This window comes from Sporosarcina sp. P12(2017) (assembly GCF_002743035.1).
Lineage (GTDB): Bacteria > Bacillota > Bacilli > Bacillales_A > Planococcaceae > Sporosarcina > Sporosarcina ureae.
Window position 1 is genome coordinate 39,904 of the sequence record NZ_PDYL01000016.1, and the last position, 17,707, is coordinate 57,610.

General features: G+C 42.0%; 21 protein-coding genes. All 21 read left to right on the forward strand.

The genetic code is table 11. From position 1 onward, the window contains the following. The first annotated feature begins 34 nt into the window (after window positions 1–34). The 21 genes from CSV80_RS13120 to hisC all read left to right on the forward strand — a co-directional run bounded on the left by CSV80_RS13120 (window position 35) and on the right by hisC (window position 17,697). Window positions 35–676 carry a flagellar brake protein gene (locus tag CSV80_RS13120; protein WP_158231901.1) on the forward strand — a complete coding sequence of 214 codons (642 nt, stop codon included), beginning with the start codon at window positions 35–37 and terminating at the stop codon, window positions 674–676. A gap of 76 nt (window positions 677–752) precedes the next feature. Further along, entirely contained in the window at window positions 753–1,430 is a 678-nt protein-coding gene (cmk, locus tag CSV80_RS13125) for a (d)CMP kinase (protein WP_099671094.1), read from the forward strand. Continuing rightward, window positions 1,427–2,011, forward strand: a complete 585-nt coding sequence (locus CSV80_RS13130) for a lysophospholipid acyltransferase family protein (protein WP_099671095.1) — start codon at window positions 1,427–1,429, stop codon at window positions 2,009–2,011. Before cmk ends, CSV80_RS13130 begins: the two co-directional genes overlap by 4 nt. 80 nt (window positions 2,012–2,091) lie before the next feature. Beyond that, the gene (gene rpsA, locus CSV80_RS13135) at window positions 2,092–3,240 is read left to right on the forward strand and encodes a 30S ribosomal protein S1 (RefSeq protein ID WP_099671096.1); all 1,149 of its coding nucleotides are present in this window, start codon (window positions 2,092–2,094) and stop codon (window positions 3,238–3,240) included. Between the two features lie 130 nt (window positions 3,241–3,370). Beyond that, window positions 3,371–4,681, forward strand: coding sequence for a ribosome biogenesis GTPase Der (gene der, locus CSV80_RS13140; RefSeq protein WP_029053052.1), 1,311 nt, complete (start codon window positions 3,371–3,373; stop codon window positions 4,679–4,681). Between the two features lie 26 nt (window positions 4,682–4,707). Further along, the gene (locus CSV80_RS13145; protein ID WP_099671097.1) at window positions 4,708–5,727 is read left to right on the forward strand and encodes an NAD(P)H-dependent glycerol-3-phosphate dehydrogenase; all 1,020 of its coding nucleotides are present in this window, start codon (window positions 4,708–4,710) and stop codon (window positions 5,725–5,727) included. Window positions 5,728–5,738: 11 nt separating this feature from the next. After that, on the forward strand, window positions 5,739–5,951 hold the full coding sequence (locus CSV80_RS13150; protein WP_369802829.1) for a DUF2768 domain-containing protein: 213 nt from the start codon (window positions 5,739–5,741) through the stop codon (window positions 5,949–5,951). A gap of 4 nt (window positions 5,952–5,955) precedes the next feature. Next, window positions 5,956–6,666, forward strand: a complete 711-nt coding sequence (locus tag CSV80_RS13155) for an LptM family lipoprotein (RefSeq protein WP_099671098.1) — start codon at window positions 5,956–5,958, stop codon at window positions 6,664–6,666. A 339-nt stretch (window positions 6,667–7,005) separates the two neighbouring features. Further along, window positions 7,006–8,484 carry a stage IV sporulation protein A gene (spoIVA, locus tag CSV80_RS13160; protein WP_051210463.1) on the forward strand — a complete coding sequence of 493 codons (1,479 nt, stop codon included), beginning with the start codon at window positions 7,006–7,008 and terminating at the stop codon, window positions 8,482–8,484. 216 nt (window positions 8,485–8,700) lie between these two features. Continuing rightward, entirely contained in the window at window positions 8,701–8,973 is a 273-nt protein-coding gene (locus CSV80_RS13165; RefSeq protein ID WP_037561579.1) for an HU family DNA-binding protein, read from the forward strand. Between the two features lie 178 nt (window positions 8,974–9,151). Next, entirely contained in the window at window positions 9,152–9,721 is a 570-nt protein-coding gene (gene folE, locus CSV80_RS13170) for a GTP cyclohydrolase I FolE (protein WP_029053046.1), read from the forward strand. 65 nt (window positions 9,722–9,786) lie between these two features. Next, entirely contained in the window at window positions 9,787–10,008 is a 222-nt protein-coding gene (mtrB, locus tag CSV80_RS13175; protein WP_029053045.1) for a trp RNA-binding attenuation protein MtrB, read from the forward strand. After that, entirely contained in the window at window positions 10,005–10,751 is a 747-nt protein-coding gene (locus tag CSV80_RS13180) for a heptaprenyl diphosphate synthase component 1 (protein ID WP_099671099.1), read from the forward strand. Before mtrB ends, CSV80_RS13180 begins: the two co-directional genes overlap by 4 nt. 36 nt (window positions 10,752–10,787) lie before the next feature. Next, window positions 10,788–11,483: a demethylmenaquinone methyltransferase gene (locus tag CSV80_RS13185; protein WP_099671100.1), complete on the forward strand. Its 696-nt coding sequence runs from the start codon at window positions 10,788–10,790 to the stop codon at window positions 11,481–11,483. Window positions 11,484–11,509: 26 nt separating this feature from the next. Beyond that, complete coding sequence (locus tag CSV80_RS13190) at window positions 11,510–12,484, forward strand: polyprenyl synthetase family protein (RefSeq protein ID WP_099671133.1); 975 nt, start codon at window positions 11,510–11,512, stop codon at window positions 12,482–12,484. Between the two features lie 90 nt (window positions 12,485–12,574). Further along, window positions 12,575–13,021, forward strand: coding sequence for a nucleoside-diphosphate kinase (gene ndk, locus CSV80_RS13195; protein WP_029053042.1), 447 nt, complete (start codon window positions 12,575–12,577; stop codon window positions 13,019–13,021). A 115-nt stretch (window positions 13,022–13,136) separates the two neighbouring features. Then, window positions 13,137–13,910 (forward strand): CheR family methyltransferase, encoded by a 774-nt coding sequence (locus CSV80_RS13200; protein WP_099671101.1) that lies wholly within the window; start codon window positions 13,137–13,139, stop codon window positions 13,908–13,910. 23 nt (window positions 13,911–13,933) lie between these two features. Further along, complete coding sequence (gene aroC, locus CSV80_RS13205; RefSeq protein WP_099671102.1) at window positions 13,934–15,115, forward strand: chorismate synthase; 1,182 nt, start codon at window positions 13,934–13,936, stop codon at window positions 15,113–15,115. A 1-nt stretch (window position 15,116) separates the two neighbouring features. Then, window positions 15,117–16,223 carry a 3-dehydroquinate synthase gene (gene aroB, locus CSV80_RS13210; RefSeq protein WP_099671103.1) on the forward strand — a complete coding sequence of 369 codons (1,107 nt, stop codon included), beginning with the start codon at window positions 15,117–15,119 and terminating at the stop codon, window positions 16,221–16,223. Next, window positions 16,220–16,591: a chorismate mutase gene (gene aroH, locus CSV80_RS13215; protein ID WP_029053038.1), complete on the forward strand. Its 372-nt coding sequence runs from the start codon at window positions 16,220–16,222 to the stop codon at window positions 16,589–16,591. Before aroB ends, aroH begins: the two co-directional genes overlap by 4 nt. Window positions 16,592–16,605: 14 nt before the next feature. Then, window positions 16,606–17,697 carry a histidinol-phosphate transaminase gene (gene hisC, locus CSV80_RS13220; RefSeq protein WP_099671104.1) on the forward strand — a complete coding sequence of 364 codons (1,092 nt, stop codon included), beginning with the start codon at window positions 16,606–16,608 and terminating at the stop codon, window positions 17,695–17,697. Window positions 17,698–17,707: the final 10 nt, after the last annotated feature.

A 17,707-nucleotide genomic window follows, 5' to 3' on the forward strand; every position in this document is an offset into this window, starting at 1 on the left:
TAATGAAAGTATAGGACGAATGGCAGGTGGAGAAATGAGACTAAGTATCGGGACGGTATTAACATTAGAAAAAGATTATACCGAGGAATCGGAGAAATTTAAATGTCGAGTAGTGGATATCGAAGGTGAAGAGCACTTCATGATGGATTACCCTATCAACATGATGACGGGCAAAACAGCATTCTTCATAGATGGTACACAGCTTCTCGTTACATTCGTAGATCAGTATAAGATGTCGTACGCATTTCGTACCGAGGTGCATAGTCGAGTCAACCAAACGATACCGATGCTTAAGCTGAAATATCCTGGTGATCAGAACTTGATGAAGATCCAAAGAAGAGAATTTGTTCGTGTCGATACGTCGTTGGACGTGGCGTTACAGGCAGACTCCACGTCGTTGCAATTGGTATCGTTGGATCTCAGCGCTGGCGGATTAGCAGTCAATATGAAAGATCATGATTATTTCACACAAAATACAGAAGTGAAATTACTGATCGTATTGTATTTCTCGAAGACAGAAATCAAATATGTTTCATGTAAAGCGAGAGTAGTCAGAAACTGGGAAAGCGAGAAGCGCAGACTAAGCTCTTTCACGTTTGATGAGATAGACGACAAAGATCGACAACACATTATTCGCTATTGCTTTGAACGACAGTTAGAATTACGAAATAGCTAAAGGAAAAGTCTGTCAAGAGCAGACTTTTCCTTTTTGCTTATGGTACAATAAAGGCGTAAATGGAGGGGTTTTCATCATGACAGGTGGAATGAGAATCGCAATTGACGGACCGGCAGCGGCAGGTAAAAGTACAATTGCTAAATTAGTAGCTAAAAAATTAGGATATACGTATATCGATACAGGAGCCATGTATCGTGCCATTACTTACAAAGTACTTCAAAGCGCCATAGATCCATGCAATGAGGAAGAAATCACACGATTGATTGCGCAAACAGAAATTGAATTGCAACCGGATGAACAAGTGCAAAAAGTTTTGCTAGACGGTATAGAGGTAACCGATGCGATACGTTCGCACGAAGTAACGACCAATGTCTCAGCGATAGCGGCTTTGACATCTGTCCGTGATCTCTTGGTCGCTAAACAGCAAAATCTTGCAGCAGAATCCTCCGTTGTAATGGATGGCAGGGACATAGGTACTGCCGTCTTACCTGAAGCGGAATTAAAAATTTTCATGACAGCTTCTGTAGAAGAGCGTGCAGAGCGTCGTTTACTAGAAGAACAGAAGCGTGGAATGAAGTCGGATTATGAAACATTGAAAAGGGAAATTAGCGAGAGAGACCAAGCGGACAGCGAACGTAAAATTTCTCCATTAAAAAAAGCAGAAGATGCGATTACAATTGACACAACAGGGAAGACAATAGAAGAAGTGACGAATAGTATTGTCGAATATGCCGAAAAGAGGTTATCTCAATGAATTTATATCCACTTGGCAAATTTTTGATTAGTACTGTTTGCTATCCGCTTTATCGAATTAAGGTAATCGGCAAAGAAAACTTCCCAAAACAAGGCGGCGTGCTCTTATGTACGAATCATATAGATAATTTAGATCCGCCTATAGTCGGTATTACATGTCCGAGAACGGTGCATTTTATGGCCAAAGAAGAGCTATTTGATAAGCCAGTTTTGAAAACGTTGTTGCCAAAAGTACAGGCATATCCTGTAAAACGTGGCATGAGTGACCGAGAAGCATTCCGTAAAACCATTAAACTATTACGCGAAGACAAAGTGGTAGGCCTTTTCCCTGAAGGAACTAGAAGCAAAACGGGAGAGATTGGAAAAGGTTTGGCAGGCGCAGGATTCTTTGCGTTAAAAGGTGGAGACGCGAAAGTCGTACCTTGTGCAATCATCGGACCGTATAAAGCCTTTTCGCAACTAAAAGTCGTGTATGGAGAAGCTATGGATATGACGGCTTATCGTGAAAGAAAAGCATCTGCTGAAGAAGTAACAGAGGCGATTATGGCAGAGATATCTAAGTTGATAGAACAGTACAAATAAAAGAATAAGTGTAATTTTTTGTTTTTAAGTCTCAATTCGCATAATATAGAGATAGGATTCATTATGGAGGAGGGCTACATATGACTGAAGAGATGAATATGGATGAAGTTAAAGAATACGGTGAAGGTGCACACGTAACGGGTGTAGTGACAAAGGTTGAAGAGAAATCGGTGACGGTTGAAATCGCTGGTGCTCCTTTTGACGGCGTGATTCCGATCAGTGAACTTTCTAGCTTGCATATTGAAAAAGCAGCAGATGCAGTCTCAGTCGGTGACGAATTAGAATTGGCGATTACTAAAGTGGAAGACGAGGCGTACGTCTTGTCCAAGCGCCAAGTAGATGCAGAAAATGCATGGGATTCATTAGAAGAGAAGTTTGAAAGCGGTGAAATCATCGAAACAGAAGTAAAGGACGTAGTGAAAGGCGGACTGGTTGTCGACCTTGGCGTTCGCGGATTTATTCCCGCTTCTTTAGTAGAAGATCACTTCGTTGAATCATTTGATAATTATAAAGGACGTACGATGACATTTAAAATCGTGGAAATGGAAAAAGAAAAGAATCGATTGATCTTGTCTCACCGTGCGGTTGTCCAAGCGCAGAACGAGCAGAAAAAAGAAGCTGCACTTTCTGAGATTCAAGAAGGTGACATTTTAGATGGTACAGTACAACGTATCGCTTCTTTCGGCGCATTCGTTGATATCGGTGGTGTAGATGGTTTGGTGCACATTTCTCAAATTTCACACGGACATATTGAAAGCGTGTCTGACGTGTTGAAAGAAGGAGACGAAATCCAAGTCAAAGTATTGTCTGTTGACCGTGATGCAGAACGTGTATCTTTATCCATTAAAGATACATTGCCTGGACCATGGGAAAACATCGAAGAAAAGGCAGAAGTCGGCTCTGTACTGGATGGTACGGTAAAACGACTTGTAGCATATGGCGCATTCGTTGAGATTTTGCCTGGCGTGGAAGGACTCGTACACATTTCACGTATTGCACATGAGCATATAGGTACACCACAAGAAGTCTTGGAAGAAGGACAGTCTATACAAGTAAAAGTATTAGACGTAAATCCACAGGAAAAACGTATTTCATTGAGCATTAAAGATCTTATCGAAAAGCCTCAAGAAGCACGTGAAGAAAACTTTAGTTATGAAATGCCTGAAGAAACAACTGGCTTCTCTTTAGCGGATGTCATCGGCGATCAACTGAAGAAATTCCAAAAATAATCTTCAGAATGTGATAAACTAGCCACAAATGATAAATTAGCGTAACGGGAATGATGATGCTTTCATATGCATCATCATTCTTTTTGTGTATAATATTCAAAGATAGGTCGGAAGGGTGTAATGAAAGAAAATGAAAAAACCAACAGTAGCAATAGTAGGAAGACCAAACGTCGGTAAGTCGACAATCTTTAACCGGATCGTAGGCGAACGTATTTCTATCGTAGAAGACGTTGCCGGTGTAACGCGAGATCGTATATACAGCGCAGCAGATTGGTTGAATTATGAATTTAACTTAATTGATACAGGCGGTATTGAACTGAGTAATGAGCCATTACTTGACCAAATCCGTATGCAGGCTGAAATCGCCATTGAAGAAGCGGACGTCATCATATTTTTGACGAATGGTAGAGATGGTGTGACAGATTCAGATGAACAGGTTGCACGTATGCTGTATAAAACGAATAAGCCTGTCGTATTGGCAGTGAATAAAGTAGATAATCCAGAAATGAGAGATATGATTTACGATTTCTACTCACTTGGATTTGGCGAGCCATATCCACTATCCGGATCACACGGGCTAGGTCTTGGTGATTTATTGGACGCAGTCGCAGAGAGCTTTAAAGATATGAACTTAGAGGAAGAGGAAGATGATTCCATCAAGTTCTGTTTAATTGGACGTCCGAATGTTGGAAAATCGTCACTTGTTAACGCGTTACTTGGTGAAGATCGAGTGATCGTTAGCGATATCGCTGGAACGACAACAGATGCGATTGACTCTACAAAAGTAGTAGAAGGGCAAGAATTTAAAATTATCGATACTGCCGGAATGCGTAAAAAAGGGAAAGTATACGAAAACACAGAGAAGTATAGTGTGTTACGTGCCTTAAAAGCGATTGATCGCTCTGACGTTGTATTGATTGTCATGAACGCAGAAGAAGGTATTCGTGAGCAGGACAAACGTGTAGCTGGCTTTGCGGAAGAAGCAGGAAAAGGTGTCATGTTTGTCGTCAACAAGTGGGATACGCTTGAAAAAGATGATAAGACGATGAATAACTTCATCGATGATATTCGTGATCAGTTTAGATTCCTTGATTATGCGCCTATTTTCTTTGTTTCAGCTAAAACGAAGCAACGTGTGCATACATTATTCTCCAATATCCAATTGATCAGCGAAAATCATGCAATGCGCATTCAGTCAAGTGTCTTAAACGAGGTAGTAGAAGATGCAGTAGCTAGAAATCCTGCACCTTCAGACAAAGGACGTCGTTTGCGGATTTACTATGCAACACAAGTTGCTGTGAAGCCACCGACATTCGTGGTCTTTGTCAACGAACCAGAACTTATGCACTTTTCTTATGAACGCTTTTTACAAAACAGATTACGTGAAGCTTTTGGATTTGAAGGTACACCAATCCGCTTAATCACAAGAGCAAGAAGCTAACTACGCAAACAGAAAGGGTGGAGGTAATGGAAAAAGTCTCTATATTTGGGGCAGGCAGTTGGGGAACCGCACTCGCTGTTGTGCTGGCTGAAAATGGACATGACAGCTTAATTTGGACAAGACGTGCAGAACAAGCGGATGAAATTCATAATCAGCACACGAACAATCGGTATTTGCCAGATGTGAAGCTGCCCGAAAACCTTAACTCTACTAGTGAACTAAACGTGGCGGTTCAGCATGCGAAAACGATCATACTGGCTGTACCGACCGTTGCGATGCGCGAGACGTGTCGCCATATACAGGAATTACTAACTGAACCGGCTATATTTGTCCATGTCTCCAAGGGAATTGATCCGGATTCATTGGAACGGATTTCTGAAATTATTGCAGAGGAAATTGATGAAACACTACGCGAAGCTATTGTAGTGCTGTCTGGACCGAGCCACGCGGAGGAAGTCGTACTTCGACATCCAACAACGGTGGCGGTGGCTTCAAGCAACATGGAAGCAGCAGAACAGATACAAGATTTATTCATGAGCAATTATTTCCGTGTCTATACGAATAAAGATGTAATCGGCGTGGAGCTTGGCGGGGCATTGAAAAATGTCATTGCTTTGGCTGCTGGAATTTCCGATGGTCTTGGTTACGGTGATAATGCAAAGGCTGCTCTTATTACAAGAGGTCTAGCAGAAATCACGCGTCTAGGTGTCAAAATGGGTGCGGATCAACAAACATTTTCCGGATTAACGGGACTTGGTGACTTGGTCGTTACATGTACAAGTGTTCACTCAAGAAACTGGCGCGCAGGAAACTTACTTGGAAAAGGTCAGTCTCTAGAAAGAGTGACCGAAGAAATGGGTATGGTGATAGAAGGTGTGCGTACTACAAAGGCTTCGTTTCAGTTGGCACAGCAGTTTGATGTCAACATGCCATTGACAGAAGCTTTATATTCCATACTATTTGGTGGGGTTCCACCTAAACAAGCTGTGGATCAATTAATGACCCGTGGTAAGAAACAAGAAATCGATACATTTTTCGGTATTTAAACAGTAGGAGGGTGACAATTTTGTCCTCGTTAGATAAAATGTGGCTATCTTTTTACGCAATGGGATTCATGGTCATTTCAATGGGCTTGATTTATTTGAGCCGATATAAAATGAAAAACCGTGTAGTAAAAATTCTATTTGCAATTATTGCCTATACACTATTAATTTCGTCGTTCTTCGCAATGGTCTATTTAGTATTCAACGGACCGACAGGAGGCGCGTAAACTTATGAATAAACGATTACTTTTACTTTCAGTCATGATCTGCGGACTCATACTGTCTGCTTGTGGCGGTCGACCGCCTGAAGAAAAGCAAGCAAGTGAAACACCGTATCCTGAACTGCAAGAAACAATTCAAAAAGCTGTAGAGCGCTACCAAGAACAATCAGGCGGCCTATTACCAATTAAAACACGCGATCAAGAAACCGATCAATTTATCAAATATCCAATCGAGTTCTCGAAAATCGTTCCGGACTTTACTGAAAAGATTCCGTCTAACGCATTCGAAAACGGTGGCATCTTCCAGTACGTTCTTATAGATGTAGAAGAAAATCCTACAGTTAAGTTAGTCGACTTGCGTACTACTGAAAAACTGCGTGACTTAAACTTGCGCAAATTTATCAATGGAGAACTTCCATTCCTAGATCCAGTTGGCGACAACGTCTATGCAGTAGACTTCAAGAAAATGGGCTTCAAAGAACCATTAACCGTCCAAAGCCCATACTCTGACGCCCACCTGCCTATCGTAGTAGGCGGCGACGGAAACTTCTACGTAGACTACTCCATCGACCTCAACAAGATCTTGATGGAACAAAAGCCAGAAATAGAACCAGGCACAGACATCCGTTACCTACTATACGAAGACTCCCTAGTCCTCCCGGCATACTCCTTGCCATACACTGTAGACGAAAACAATGAACCTGTGTTTATGAAGAAATAACGTTCGCTAATTTGCGGGTGACCTCATGTATTAGCATTTGAATTTTACATATTTCAAAGAATGATACAAACTGTCACCATAATATAACTAGGATTGGTACGGAAGATGGGACGACTCTGGGAGGATCAGCCTGACAGGTGAGACCGCTAAAGGAACGCAGTGACTAGCGGGCTCACCGCGGGCCCTCCAGAAAGCGTTCCCATCTGGAGTAACAATCCCGAACCGTTACAAAGTTTATTAACTAAATTAGTAGCATTACCCAAAAACGTTTCATGCATCTATGCATGAAACGTTTTTCTATTTCATAAGCTACAATGCGGAGAAAAAGGAGGGCTAATGATGAAAGAAGAACTATACGAAAACTTAGCTAGAAGAACAGACGGCGATATTTATATAGGCGTGGTAGGCCCTGTTCGAGTAGGGAAATCCACATTTGTCAAACGAGTCATGGAGGAAGTTGTAATCCCCAACATGACGGATGCCAACGATCGGATACGCGCACAAGACGAACTTCCCCAAAGTTCACCAGGTCCCGTAATTATGACTGCAGAACCTAAATTCGTACCTGCCCAAGGCACAAGCGTATCAATCGGGGATGGCGAACTGGAATTCCAAATTCGCCTAGCGGACTGTGTAGGCTACGTCATAGACGGCGTTAAAGGATATGAGGATGAGGATGGACCGAAGTACGTCCATACACCATGGCACAATGAGCCGATCCCGTTCCAGGAAGCGGCGCGCATCGGAACGGACAAAGTCATTCGTGATCACTCCACAATTGGAATTTTGCTGACGACGGACGGCACGGTGAACAATATTTCACGCGCAGCCGCTGAAGCCGCTGAGAAAGAAATTGTTTCGAAACTGCAAGAAATTGGCAAGCCGTTCGTCATTGTATTAAATTCTAAAATGCCTGCCCATGAAAAAGCATTGGAACTGAAACAGCAATTACATGAAAAGTATGGTGTTCCCGTAATTGCTATTAGTGCGGACCAGCTCAATGCAGCGGAGATTCAGCTTATTCTTAAAGAGGCGCTCTATGAATTCCCTATCACGGATATTGAGCTACAACGTCCTGACTGGATGGAGGAACTAGGGGATAGCCACAAGCTGAATGCACGGATCGATCAGCTAATTACAGACGGATTCCTCGGTGTCTCTAAGATTCGTAAAGTTCAGGAAATTGCAGAGTTATTGCAAGAAGAAGAGTTTGTTAGACAAGCGGAAGTAGTAGAAGTTGATGCAGGTAAAGGGCGTGCGATCGTCAAAATTGATATGGATGAGCAAGCTTTTGTTAATGTGTGTGAAGAGTTCATGGGGACGGAAATGCGCTCGAAAAAAGATTGGCTTGTTTTCATTCAAGAAGCAGTTAAGGCGAAAAAATCGTATGATATGTATGCAGAAGCAATCGATACTGCGAAAAAATCAGGGTATGGCGTAGCGTTGCCATCGATTGAAGATTTCCAGCCAACTGCTCCTGAATTAATTAAACAAGATACGTTTTATGGTGTGAAAATGAAAGCGAAAGCACCTTCACTTCATATTATACGAATCGATATGGAAGCGGAATTTGCTCCATTGATCGGCTCTGAATTCCATAGTCATCACTTGTTAAAAGAATTGAAAAATGCCTATTTACATGATCGGGAAGCATTATGGGAAACACAATTATTTGGCACACCACTTCATGAAGTCATGAAAGAAAGTATCCGATATAAGACCGCGGCAGTTCCAGATCGAGCAAGAAAACGCTTGCGTGAAACGATTGAACAGATGGTGAATGATGGAAATAAAGGTATGATTACCTTTATTGTGTAAGGTGAAATAGCTAGAGAATAACGAAAAAATGTAGATTGGAATGATGAAAGATCCGTCAAAAACGGGTCTTTTTTCTATGCTTTTCAATCAAAATCGCTTGAAATGCCGTGAATAAAGGAAAAGCACGATAATATTGTTGCACCGCAGTTTTTCTTATGTTACTCTTTTTACAGTGTTAACAGCAATAGCATCCCCCTTTGAGAGGAGGTGAACGGTGTGAATAAAACAGAATTAATTAACTCTGTGGCAGAAGCGGCAGGTCTAACAAAAAAAGACGCAACTAAAGCTGTTGAAGCTGTATTCGATACAATTCAATCGACTCTTGCTAACGGTGATAAAGTTCAATTGATTGGTTTCGGAAACTTCGAAGTACGCGAGCGTGCTGCACGTAAAGGACGTAACCCACAATCAGGTGAAGAAATCGAAATCGCTGCAAGTAAAGTTCCAGCTTTCAAAGCAGGTAAAGCACTTAAAGACGCAGTAAAATAATTTGAGATTTTACATAGGAGTCCGTCCAGCGAATCTGTTCATCAGATGGCCATGGATGGACTCCTTTCCGTTTTTTTAATGGTATACATAAGGAAGTACAAGTAACTATACGGAATGAATGGAATGTGCTAGTATTTTGGGGAAATAGGTTTTGTTCCAACAAGGAGGACATGCTGTTATGAAAGAGCAAGATATAAATAAATTAGAGCAGGCTGTTACGATGATCTTGGAAGCAATCGGTGAAGACCCGACTCGTGAAGGATTACTTGATACGCCAAAACGTGTGGCCAAAATGTACCAAGAAGTATTTGAAGGTTTAAATAAAGATCCAAGAGAATATTTCGATACAGTATTCCATGAGAATCATGACGAAGTCGTCTTGGTGAAAGATATTCCATTTTATTCTATGTGCGAGCATCACTTAGTGCCATTTTTCGGTGTAGCCCATGTAGCCTATATTCCGCGTAATGGAGTAGTTGCTGGTTTGAGTAAGTTGGCAAGAGCTGTTGAAACGGCAGCGCGTCGTCCACAATTGCAAGAACGCATCACATCCAGTGTGGCAGATGCCATGATGGAAAAGTTGAATCCCCATGGTGTTTATATCATCATCGAAGCTGAGCATATGTGTATGACGATGAGAGGCATTAAGAAGCCGGGAGCTAAAACTATCACGACCGTTGCTAGAGGAATCTATGAACATGATGACGTGAAGCGTGCTGAAATTTTATCTCTTATTAGAACGAACTAAGGTCTTTGCCGAGCGCTTGCTGTATATGCTATCATTAGGATTATATATAGACTGGAGATGCGAAAATGACACAACCAGATTATCTGATTATCAAGGCGAAAAAAGATGGAGTGAATGTCATTGGGCTCACGAGAGGCAATGACACCAAGTTTCACCATACCGAAAAGCTAGATAGAGGAGAAGTCATGATCGCGCAGTTTACCGAGCATACCTCCGCTATTAAGATTCGGGGAGAAGCTGAAATTCATACAGCTCACGGCGTAATTGCGAGCGAAGAAAAAGAATGACCGTATCCTTACGGGAATGGAGCTTACTGATGGAAACAAAAGGGTTCACTGACCAAGTCGACAATTATATACACCATTTGCGACGCGCTATTTATCAGCCAGTGGTCGAACGAGATGTCGGACATGCTCCGATTGACAGGCGAAAAGCTTCGTTGCTCCTATTGCCTTTGCTTAACGGAGAGCAGTGGACAGATGAGATGCAAACCGCAGCGTTGGCCATCGGTGCCATCCATACGGCTTTTGACGTCCATGATCAAATCGATATCGTCGATGCTTCATCCAAAGAACAGCAGTTGATGGTCCTTGCGGGCGATCACTTCAGCGGTATTCACTATAAGCTATTGGCGTCGATTCCGAACTTCCATCTCATTCGTTCTTTGTCATCAGCTATCGGCAGAGTCAATGAATGCAAGACGACATTGCTTCAAGCACCGCCGACAACTGTTGAAGAGCGGTTGCAGTTAATCGCTGATGTGGAAAGTGCGTGTATTGTGAAGTTCTTCGAATCATTTGGTTTTAGTCGCTACGTACACATTGTAGAGACGGTCTTTCCTTTCGTCTGGTTGCTTGACAGCAGACGGCATGATTTGAATCGGATGAAATTTCCGCATCTAGTGCCGAATACGCATGATACACAAGATTGGATCGATCAGTTACAACAACAGCTGAACGACAGATTAGAGAACAGCTTTTATTTACATACTGAAGTAATAGCCGAGTTGCAGAAAATGACGAAACAATGAGGAAGTAAATTGAAGTGAGGAAAGAAGGGACGAACTGTGGCGGTCTCAAAAGAAGAAAAAGTTCATAACGTCTTTGAAAAAATTTCGACAGACTATGATAAAATGAATTCCGTGATCAGTTTTAATCAACATATAAAATGGCGGAACGATATCATGGAACGCATGAATGTACAGCCGGGTGCTAAAGCACTTGACGTTTGCTGTGGTACTGCAGATTGGACTGTCGCATTGGCTCAAGCTACAGGACCTACTGGTGAAGTTGTCGGTTTAGACTTCAGTGCCAACATGCTGGATTCCGGCAGAGACAAAGTAGCACCTTATCCGCATCTTACGTTGGTTCAAGGTAACGCAATGTCACTTCCATTTCCGGACAATTCATTTGATTATGTGACGATCGGGTTTGGTCTTCGCAATGTTCCTGATTACTTGACTGTATTAAAAGAAATGCGACGCGTGTTAAAGCCCGGTGGAATGGCAGTATGTTTGGAAACATCTCAACCTAAAATACCTGTCTATCGTCAAGGGTTTCGCTTCTATTTCAAATACATTATGCCGTTATTCGGTAAACTGTTTGCAAAGAGCTATAAAGAATATTCTTGGCTTCAAGAATCAGCAAATGATTTCCCAGGCATGAAAGAGCTAGCACAGCTTTTTGTCGATGCAGGATATCAAGAAGTTTCGTATAAGTCTTACAGTGGCGGTGCGGCGGCAGGCCATATCGCTTACAAATAATGAATACACGGGAGAAGGTAATGGGGTTGGAAAAAATTAAGTTGATGTCGCTTTATACGGATTTCCGCAAAGATATGTCCTATATTGAAAAAGAGCTTGAGCGTTCCGTGCAATCCTCTTCTCCCATTGTTCGTCAGGCTTCCTTGCATTTATTAAAAGCAGGTGGAAAAAGAATCCGGCCGATTTTCGTTATAATGGCTGCTCAATTCGGAACGTATTCGCTGGAAAACGCTGCGAAAATTGCAGTATCCCTTGAATTGATCCATATGGCATCTCTTGTCCATGATGATGTAATTGATGATTCTGATATGCGGCGCGGTTTAGAAACTGTTAAAGCGAAGTGGAACAATCGGGTAGCCATGTATGCAGGGGACTTCATCTTTTCACGAGCGCTGACATCTATTGGTAATATCGAGAAAGCACCTGTTCATCAGATTCTCGCAGAAACGATGCTTGAGATATGTAAAGGGGAAATCATCCAAATTGATTTCCAACAACAAACCGATCAAGATCTGCGCGACTATTTGAAACGTATTAAGCGAAAAACAGCTTTACTGCTATCCTCCAGTTGTGAACTCGGCGCACTTAGTGCGGATGCGGATGCGCAAACTGTACGAAAACTCAAGAGATATGGGTATTTCACTGGAATGGCATTTCAAATCGTCGACGATATCTTGGATATCACTTCAACAGATGCAGAACTTGGGAAACCGGCAGGAAGCGACTTATTAAATGGTCATATTACATTGCCTGTTTTATACATAAAAGATGATGAACAATTCAAGCCCTACATGAAACGTGCGTTTACTGGGGTGATGGAAGAATCGGATAGACAAGCGATGCTTCGCTATATTCGACAAAGTGGTGCTATCGAAAAAGCACAGCATGTAAGTGATTTGTACTTGATCAAAGCACTGAAGGAATTGGAAAGTCTGCCGAATGGAAAGTCGAAGAAAGCTTTGACTCAAATTGCTGATTTTATCGGTCAACGAAAATATTGACGATGTTTGTTAATAGTTGAAAGAAAAAGGCGTCAATGTTACGATTTAAAAGGGATTATCCCTATAGAAGATCGAAGGAGTGTTTAAGAGATGGAAAGAACATTTTTAATGGTAAAGCCTGACGGCGTACAACGTAACCTTGTAGGTGAAATCGTTGGTCGTTTCGAAGACAAAGGATATCAATTAGTTGGCGGGAAATTAATGAACATTTCTCAAGAACTTGCTGAACAACATTACGGAGAACATAAAGAACGTCCATTCTTCGGAGAACTTGTAGAATTCATCACTTCTGGACCAGTTTTCGCAATGGTATGGGAAGGCGAGAACGTAATCTCTACTGCTCGCTTAATGATGGGTGCAACGAATCCAAAAGAATCAGCTCCTGGAACTATTCGTGGAGATTTCGCTGTAACAGTAGGCAAGAATATTATTCATGGTTCAGACTCAGCTGAGTCAGCAAGCCGCGAGATTAACTTGTTCTTTAAAGAAGAAGAGCTTGTGACTTATGACAAAACAGTGAACAACTGGATTAATTAATCGCCAAAAACAGCCGAGCGAATTTCGCATGGCTGTTTTTCTTATACATACAACATACTTTTTCCGCTATAATGAGAACGTACATAAGAAAGAAAAGGCAACAGGGGGTTGTGAAATGTCTGATTATTCGATGTTAATTCAAGGGGTCAAAAAGAAAACCGGGATTGATTTGTCTTTGTATAAAGAAGCCCAGATGAAGAGGAGACTCACTTCACTATATGAAAAGAAAGGCTTTCGTAATTTTAAAGATTACTCTGTAGCTATTCAAACGGACAAAGACTTATTGGAAGAATTCTTGGACCGCATGACGATTAATGTTTCAGAATTTTACCGCAACGCCATACGTTGGAACGTCTTGGAGAAGAAAATCTTTCCTCAATTACTGGAAAAGAATACTCGATTAAAAATTTGGAGCGCAGCTTGTTCTACCGGAGAAGAGCCATACTCACTTGCTATGGTTCTATCATCCTACCTTCCGTTGCGTGATATCTCCATTTACGCCACAGATCTAGATATGGGCGTATTGAATCGTGCCAAAGTTGGTCTTTACAATGAGCGTGCATTAAAAGAGGTGCCGAAGCCAATCGTCGATAAGTTCTTCATAAAAGAAGGTGCTTCCTATCAAGTGGTAGAAGATATTAAGAAGACCGTTACATTCAAACAGCAAAACTTGCTGGAAGATCGCTATGATACGAACTATGACTTGATCGTTTGCCGTAATGTGATGATCTACTTCACGGAAGAAGCGAAAGATCAGATTTACACCAACTTCTCCAAAGCACTTAAACCTGGTGGTGTTCTGTTCGTTGGAAGCACAGAACAAATATTCAATCCTGAAAAATATAACTTTGAATCAGTAGATACATTCTTTTATAGAAAAAAACAATAAACCACGTTACGGAGGAATGGAATATGCGCTATATTACAGCTGGAGAATCACATGGTCCACAGCTTACTGCTATCATTGAAGGATTACCTGCACAGATGGAGCTTACTGCTGAGATGATCAATAAAGAATTGAAGAGAAGACAAGGTGGGCACGGTAGAGGCCGTAGGATGCAAATAGAGAAGGATCGTGTGGAAATCTCATCAGGTGTACGTCATGGTAAAACAATGGGCTCGCCAGTCACGCTGACAGTTGTTAATGATGATTGGAAACATTGGACAGGCATCATGGGTGTAGAACCACTGCCTGAAGACGTAAATCCGGAAGATGTGAAGCGTCAGATCACTCGTCCTCGTCCTGGACATGCAGATCTAGTCGGCGGCATGAAATATGGCCACCGTGACTTGCGAAATGTTTTGGAGCGTTCATCAGCACGTGAGACGACGATGCGTGTTGCAATCGGTGCAGTAGCAAAACAATTCTTGCGTCAGCTTGGGATTGAAACTGTAGCGCATGTGACGGAAATTGGTGGCATCGAAACAGATCCTGCCGCTTATGCCGATCTTTCCATAGAAGAACTGCGTGCCATCGTAGAAGAAGATGCAGTATATTGTGCGGATACAGACGCGTCTGTCAAAATGACGGCAGCTATAGATGATATTAAAAAGCGTGGCGATACACTCGGTGGTGTAGTGGAAGTCATCATTGAAGGATGTCCTCCGGGAATTGGTAGTTACGTGCAATTCGATCGCAAAATGGATGGCAAGCTTGCAGGCGCTATGATGAGCATCAACGCTTTTAAAGGGGTTGAAGTTGGTTTAGGGTTTGATATGGCCAAAATGCCAGGCAGTGAAGTGCATGATGAAATCAGTTGGAATGAAGAGCTGGGATATTACCGAAAATCCAATCGTTTAGGTGGACTTGAAGGTGGAATGACGACAGGTATGCCAATCGTAGTTCGCGGTGTAATGAAACCCATTCCGACGCTATATAAACCACTGGAAAGCGTAGATATTGATACAAAGGAACCTTTCGTAGCAACAATTGAGCGTTCCGATCCTTGTGCGGTACCTGCTGCATCCGTTGTAGCTGAACATGTCATCGCTACAGAGATGGCTAAAGCGATTATGGAAGAATTCCGTTCGGATACAATGGATGGCTTACAGAAAGATATTGAACAATATAGACAATATGTAAAGGAGTTTTAAGATGGATAAGTTAACTGTTTCCGTCCGTGATCACCAATACGATGTCTATGTAGGTTCGAACACTTATGAATTATTTTCGACTGAATATGCAGAATTGCTACGTACTACAGATAAAATTGGAATTATTTCCGATGCAGATGTAGCAGAGCTACATCTGCCTTTATTGCAAAAAGCGCTAGCACATTCTGGTCGCGAGGTATCGGTGAAAATCGTACCTGGCGGCGAGAAGTGTAAAATGCCAGAAGTCTACGTGGAGTGTCAGTCTTTCTTACTGACTGAAGGTTTTACGCGGAATTCACTCCTGATCGCATTTGGGGGAGGCGCGTGTGGGGATTTAACAGGCTTTGTAGCAGCTACGTTTATGCGGGGTATTCGCTTTATCCAATGTCCGACAACTGTGCTTGCGCATGACAGTGCGGTCGGTGGTAAAACAGCCATCAATATGCCGGAAGGGAAAAACATGGTGGGATCATTCCATCAACCTTCAGCTGTATTGTTTGATACGGATGTATTCAAGACGTTGCCTGCATCAGAAATGCGTTCAGGCTTGGCGGAATTGGTCAAGCACGCCTTTATTTCGGATCCATTATGGACAGAGCAATTACTGGAAAAGGAACAGTTTTCTACCCCTCCCATAGAGTGGCTTGAACAAGAATTACTGCAAGGCATCAAGGTGAAAGCAGAGATCGTGGGAGAAGATGAGTTTGAGAATTCTACACGCAAGTTTCTAAATTTCGGCCACACATTTGGACATGCAGTGGAAGCGGCTTCTGGATTCGGTAGCCTCAGTCATGGTGAATGTGTCATGATTGGTATGGGTTATGCCTTCTTGCTAAGTGAAAAATACGGTAATATACCAGAAGGATTCACGAATCGCTATCTTCACTTCGCTAACAATAATGGCTATACATTTGGGCCGGTATTCTCTTATAGTTTCGAAGAGTTACTATCCTATATGCAAAAGGATAAAAAAGCTTCATTCGGCAAGATGAATTTTGTTTTATTACAAAAAATTGGTGAACCTTTTGTAAAAGAAATTAGTTCCGAAGAGTGTCAGACCGCATTTGAGGAATTTAAAGAAAAATTGAAAAGCGAGGGAATTGTATGAGTGTAAGAGGAATTAGGGGTGCGACAACAGTTGAACATGATGACGCAAAAGAAGTGTTACAAGCGACAGAATCTCTTGTACTCGAAATGGCAGAGTCGAATCAATTCAAACCGGAAGATATCGTTTCTATAATTGTTTCAACGACAGTAGATGTCAAAGCGGCATTTCCCGCAAAAGCGATCCGCTCAATTGAAGGCTGGACGTATGTACCGGTCATGTGTACACATGAAATTGATGTACCTGGCTCTATGCGCAAGTGTATTCGCGTCATGATGAATGTCAATACATCTAAAAAGCAGGAAGAAATACAACATATCTATCAAAATAATGCCGTTCAATTACGACCTGATTTACAAAAACAACAATAAGGGAGGGCTATCCAATGAAGTGGAAACCAATTTTACGCACGATGAAAGCTTATACACCCGGACGTTCATTAGAAGATATAAAGCGTACATATGACCTGCAAGAAGTACATAAGCTCGCTTCAAACGAAAACCCTTATGGTTCATCACCTGAAGTCGCAGAATATTTACGTTCAAAGGCAGCTCAATTTGAAATGTATCCAGATGCTTACACTGCTGGAATACGTGGAAAGCTTGCGGAATTCCATCAAATCGATTCGAATGAAATTCTTTTCGGGAATGGTTCAGATGAGATTGTCTCAATTATTTCCCGTGCAATACTACAACCGGGGACTAATACGGTCATGGCTTCTACGACTTTCCCGCAATACGCACATAATGCAAAAATAGAAGGTGCTGAACTTCGTGAAGTGGCTATGCTCGAAAGTGGTGATCATGATTTAGAGGGCTTTTTGAAAGTGGTTGATGAAGAAACAGCCGTCATCTGGGTGTGTAATCCAAATAACCCGACAGGTAATTTATTATCGAGTGAATCCATAAAAAGCTTCTTAGATCAAGTACCTGAAACGGCGCTTGTTGTTCTCGATGAAGCATATATTGAATTTGTGACGGATCCAGCACAGCAAGATACTATACAGTGGATTCATGATTATACTAACTTAATAATTCTTCGGACATTCTCTAAAGCATACGGCTTGGCAAGTTTCCGCATAGGGTATGGCGTGGCTAATGCAAGTATTGTATCCGAACTTAATAAAGTACGGAATCCTTTTAACAATAGCTCACTCGCATTAGCGGTGGCTGAAGTTGCTCTTGCGGATCAGCAATTCCTTCAAGCGTGTGTAACTAAAAATGATGAAGAACGAAAACGCTTTGTAGACTATGCGAAACAGCATGCATTGGCGATCTATCCGTCAGCTACTAATTTTGTATTAATTGCTGTACCTGGAGATGCAGATGTTGCATGCGAAGTGTTATTGCAAAACGGTTATATTGTCCGCAGCGGAAATCTGCTGGGCACACCAGGATTTGTTCGCGTGACGATTGGAACGCAAGAGCAAAATACAGGTTTCTTTAAAGCATTTGATCAACTATTAACTAACCAATAAGGATAGATGA

Coding starts and splice junctions, on each gene's coding strand:
- CSV80_RS13120 (WP_158231901.1), top strand. CDS start 35: ATGAGACTAAGTATCGGGACGGTATTAACATTAGAAAAAGATTATACC.
- cmk (WP_099671094.1), top strand. CDS start 753: ATGACAGGTGGAATGAGAATCGCAATTGACGGACCGGCAGCGGCAGGT.
- CSV80_RS13130 (WP_099671095.1), top strand. CDS start 1,427: ATGAATTTATATCCACTTGGCAAATTTTTGATTAGTACTGTTTGCTAT.
- rpsA (WP_099671096.1), top strand. CDS start 2,092: ATGACTGAAGAGATGAATATGGATGAAGTTAAAGAATACGGTGAAGGT.
- der (WP_029053052.1), top strand. CDS start 3,371: ATGAAAAAACCAACAGTAGCAATAGTAGGAAGACCAAACGTCGGTAAG.
- CSV80_RS13145 (WP_099671097.1), top strand. CDS start 4,708: ATGGAAAAAGTCTCTATATTTGGGGCAGGCAGTTGGGGAACCGCACTC.
- CSV80_RS13155 (WP_099671098.1), top strand. CDS start 5,956: ATGAATAAACGATTACTTTTACTTTCAGTCATGATCTGCGGACTCATA.
- spoIVA (WP_051210463.1), top strand. CDS start 7,006: ATGAAAGAAGAACTATACGAAAACTTAGCTAGAAGAACAGACGGCGAT.
- folE (WP_029053046.1), top strand. CDS start 9,152: ATGAAAGAGCAAGATATAAATAAATTAGAGCAGGCTGTTACGATGATC.
- mtrB (WP_029053045.1), top strand. CDS start 9,787: ATGACACAACCAGATTATCTGATTATCAAGGCGAAAAAAGATGGAGTG.
- CSV80_RS13180 (WP_099671099.1), top strand. CDS start 10,005: ATGACCGTATCCTTACGGGAATGGAGCTTACTGATGGAAACAAAAGGG.
- ndk (WP_029053042.1), top strand. CDS start 12,575: ATGGAAAGAACATTTTTAATGGTAAAGCCTGACGGCGTACAACGTAAC.
- CSV80_RS13200 (WP_099671101.1), top strand. CDS start 13,137: ATGTCTGATTATTCGATGTTAATTCAAGGGGTCAAAAAGAAAACCGGG.
- aroC (WP_099671102.1), top strand. CDS start 13,934: ATGCGCTATATTACAGCTGGAGAATCACATGGTCCACAGCTTACTGCT.
- aroB (WP_099671103.1), top strand. CDS start 15,117: ATGGATAAGTTAACTGTTTCCGTCCGTGATCACCAATACGATGTCTAT.
- aroH (WP_029053038.1), top strand. CDS start 16,220: ATGAGTGTAAGAGGAATTAGGGGTGCGACAACAGTTGAACATGATGAC.
- hisC (WP_099671104.1), top strand. CDS start 16,606: ATGAAGTGGAAACCAATTTTACGCACGATGAAAGCTTATACACCCGGA.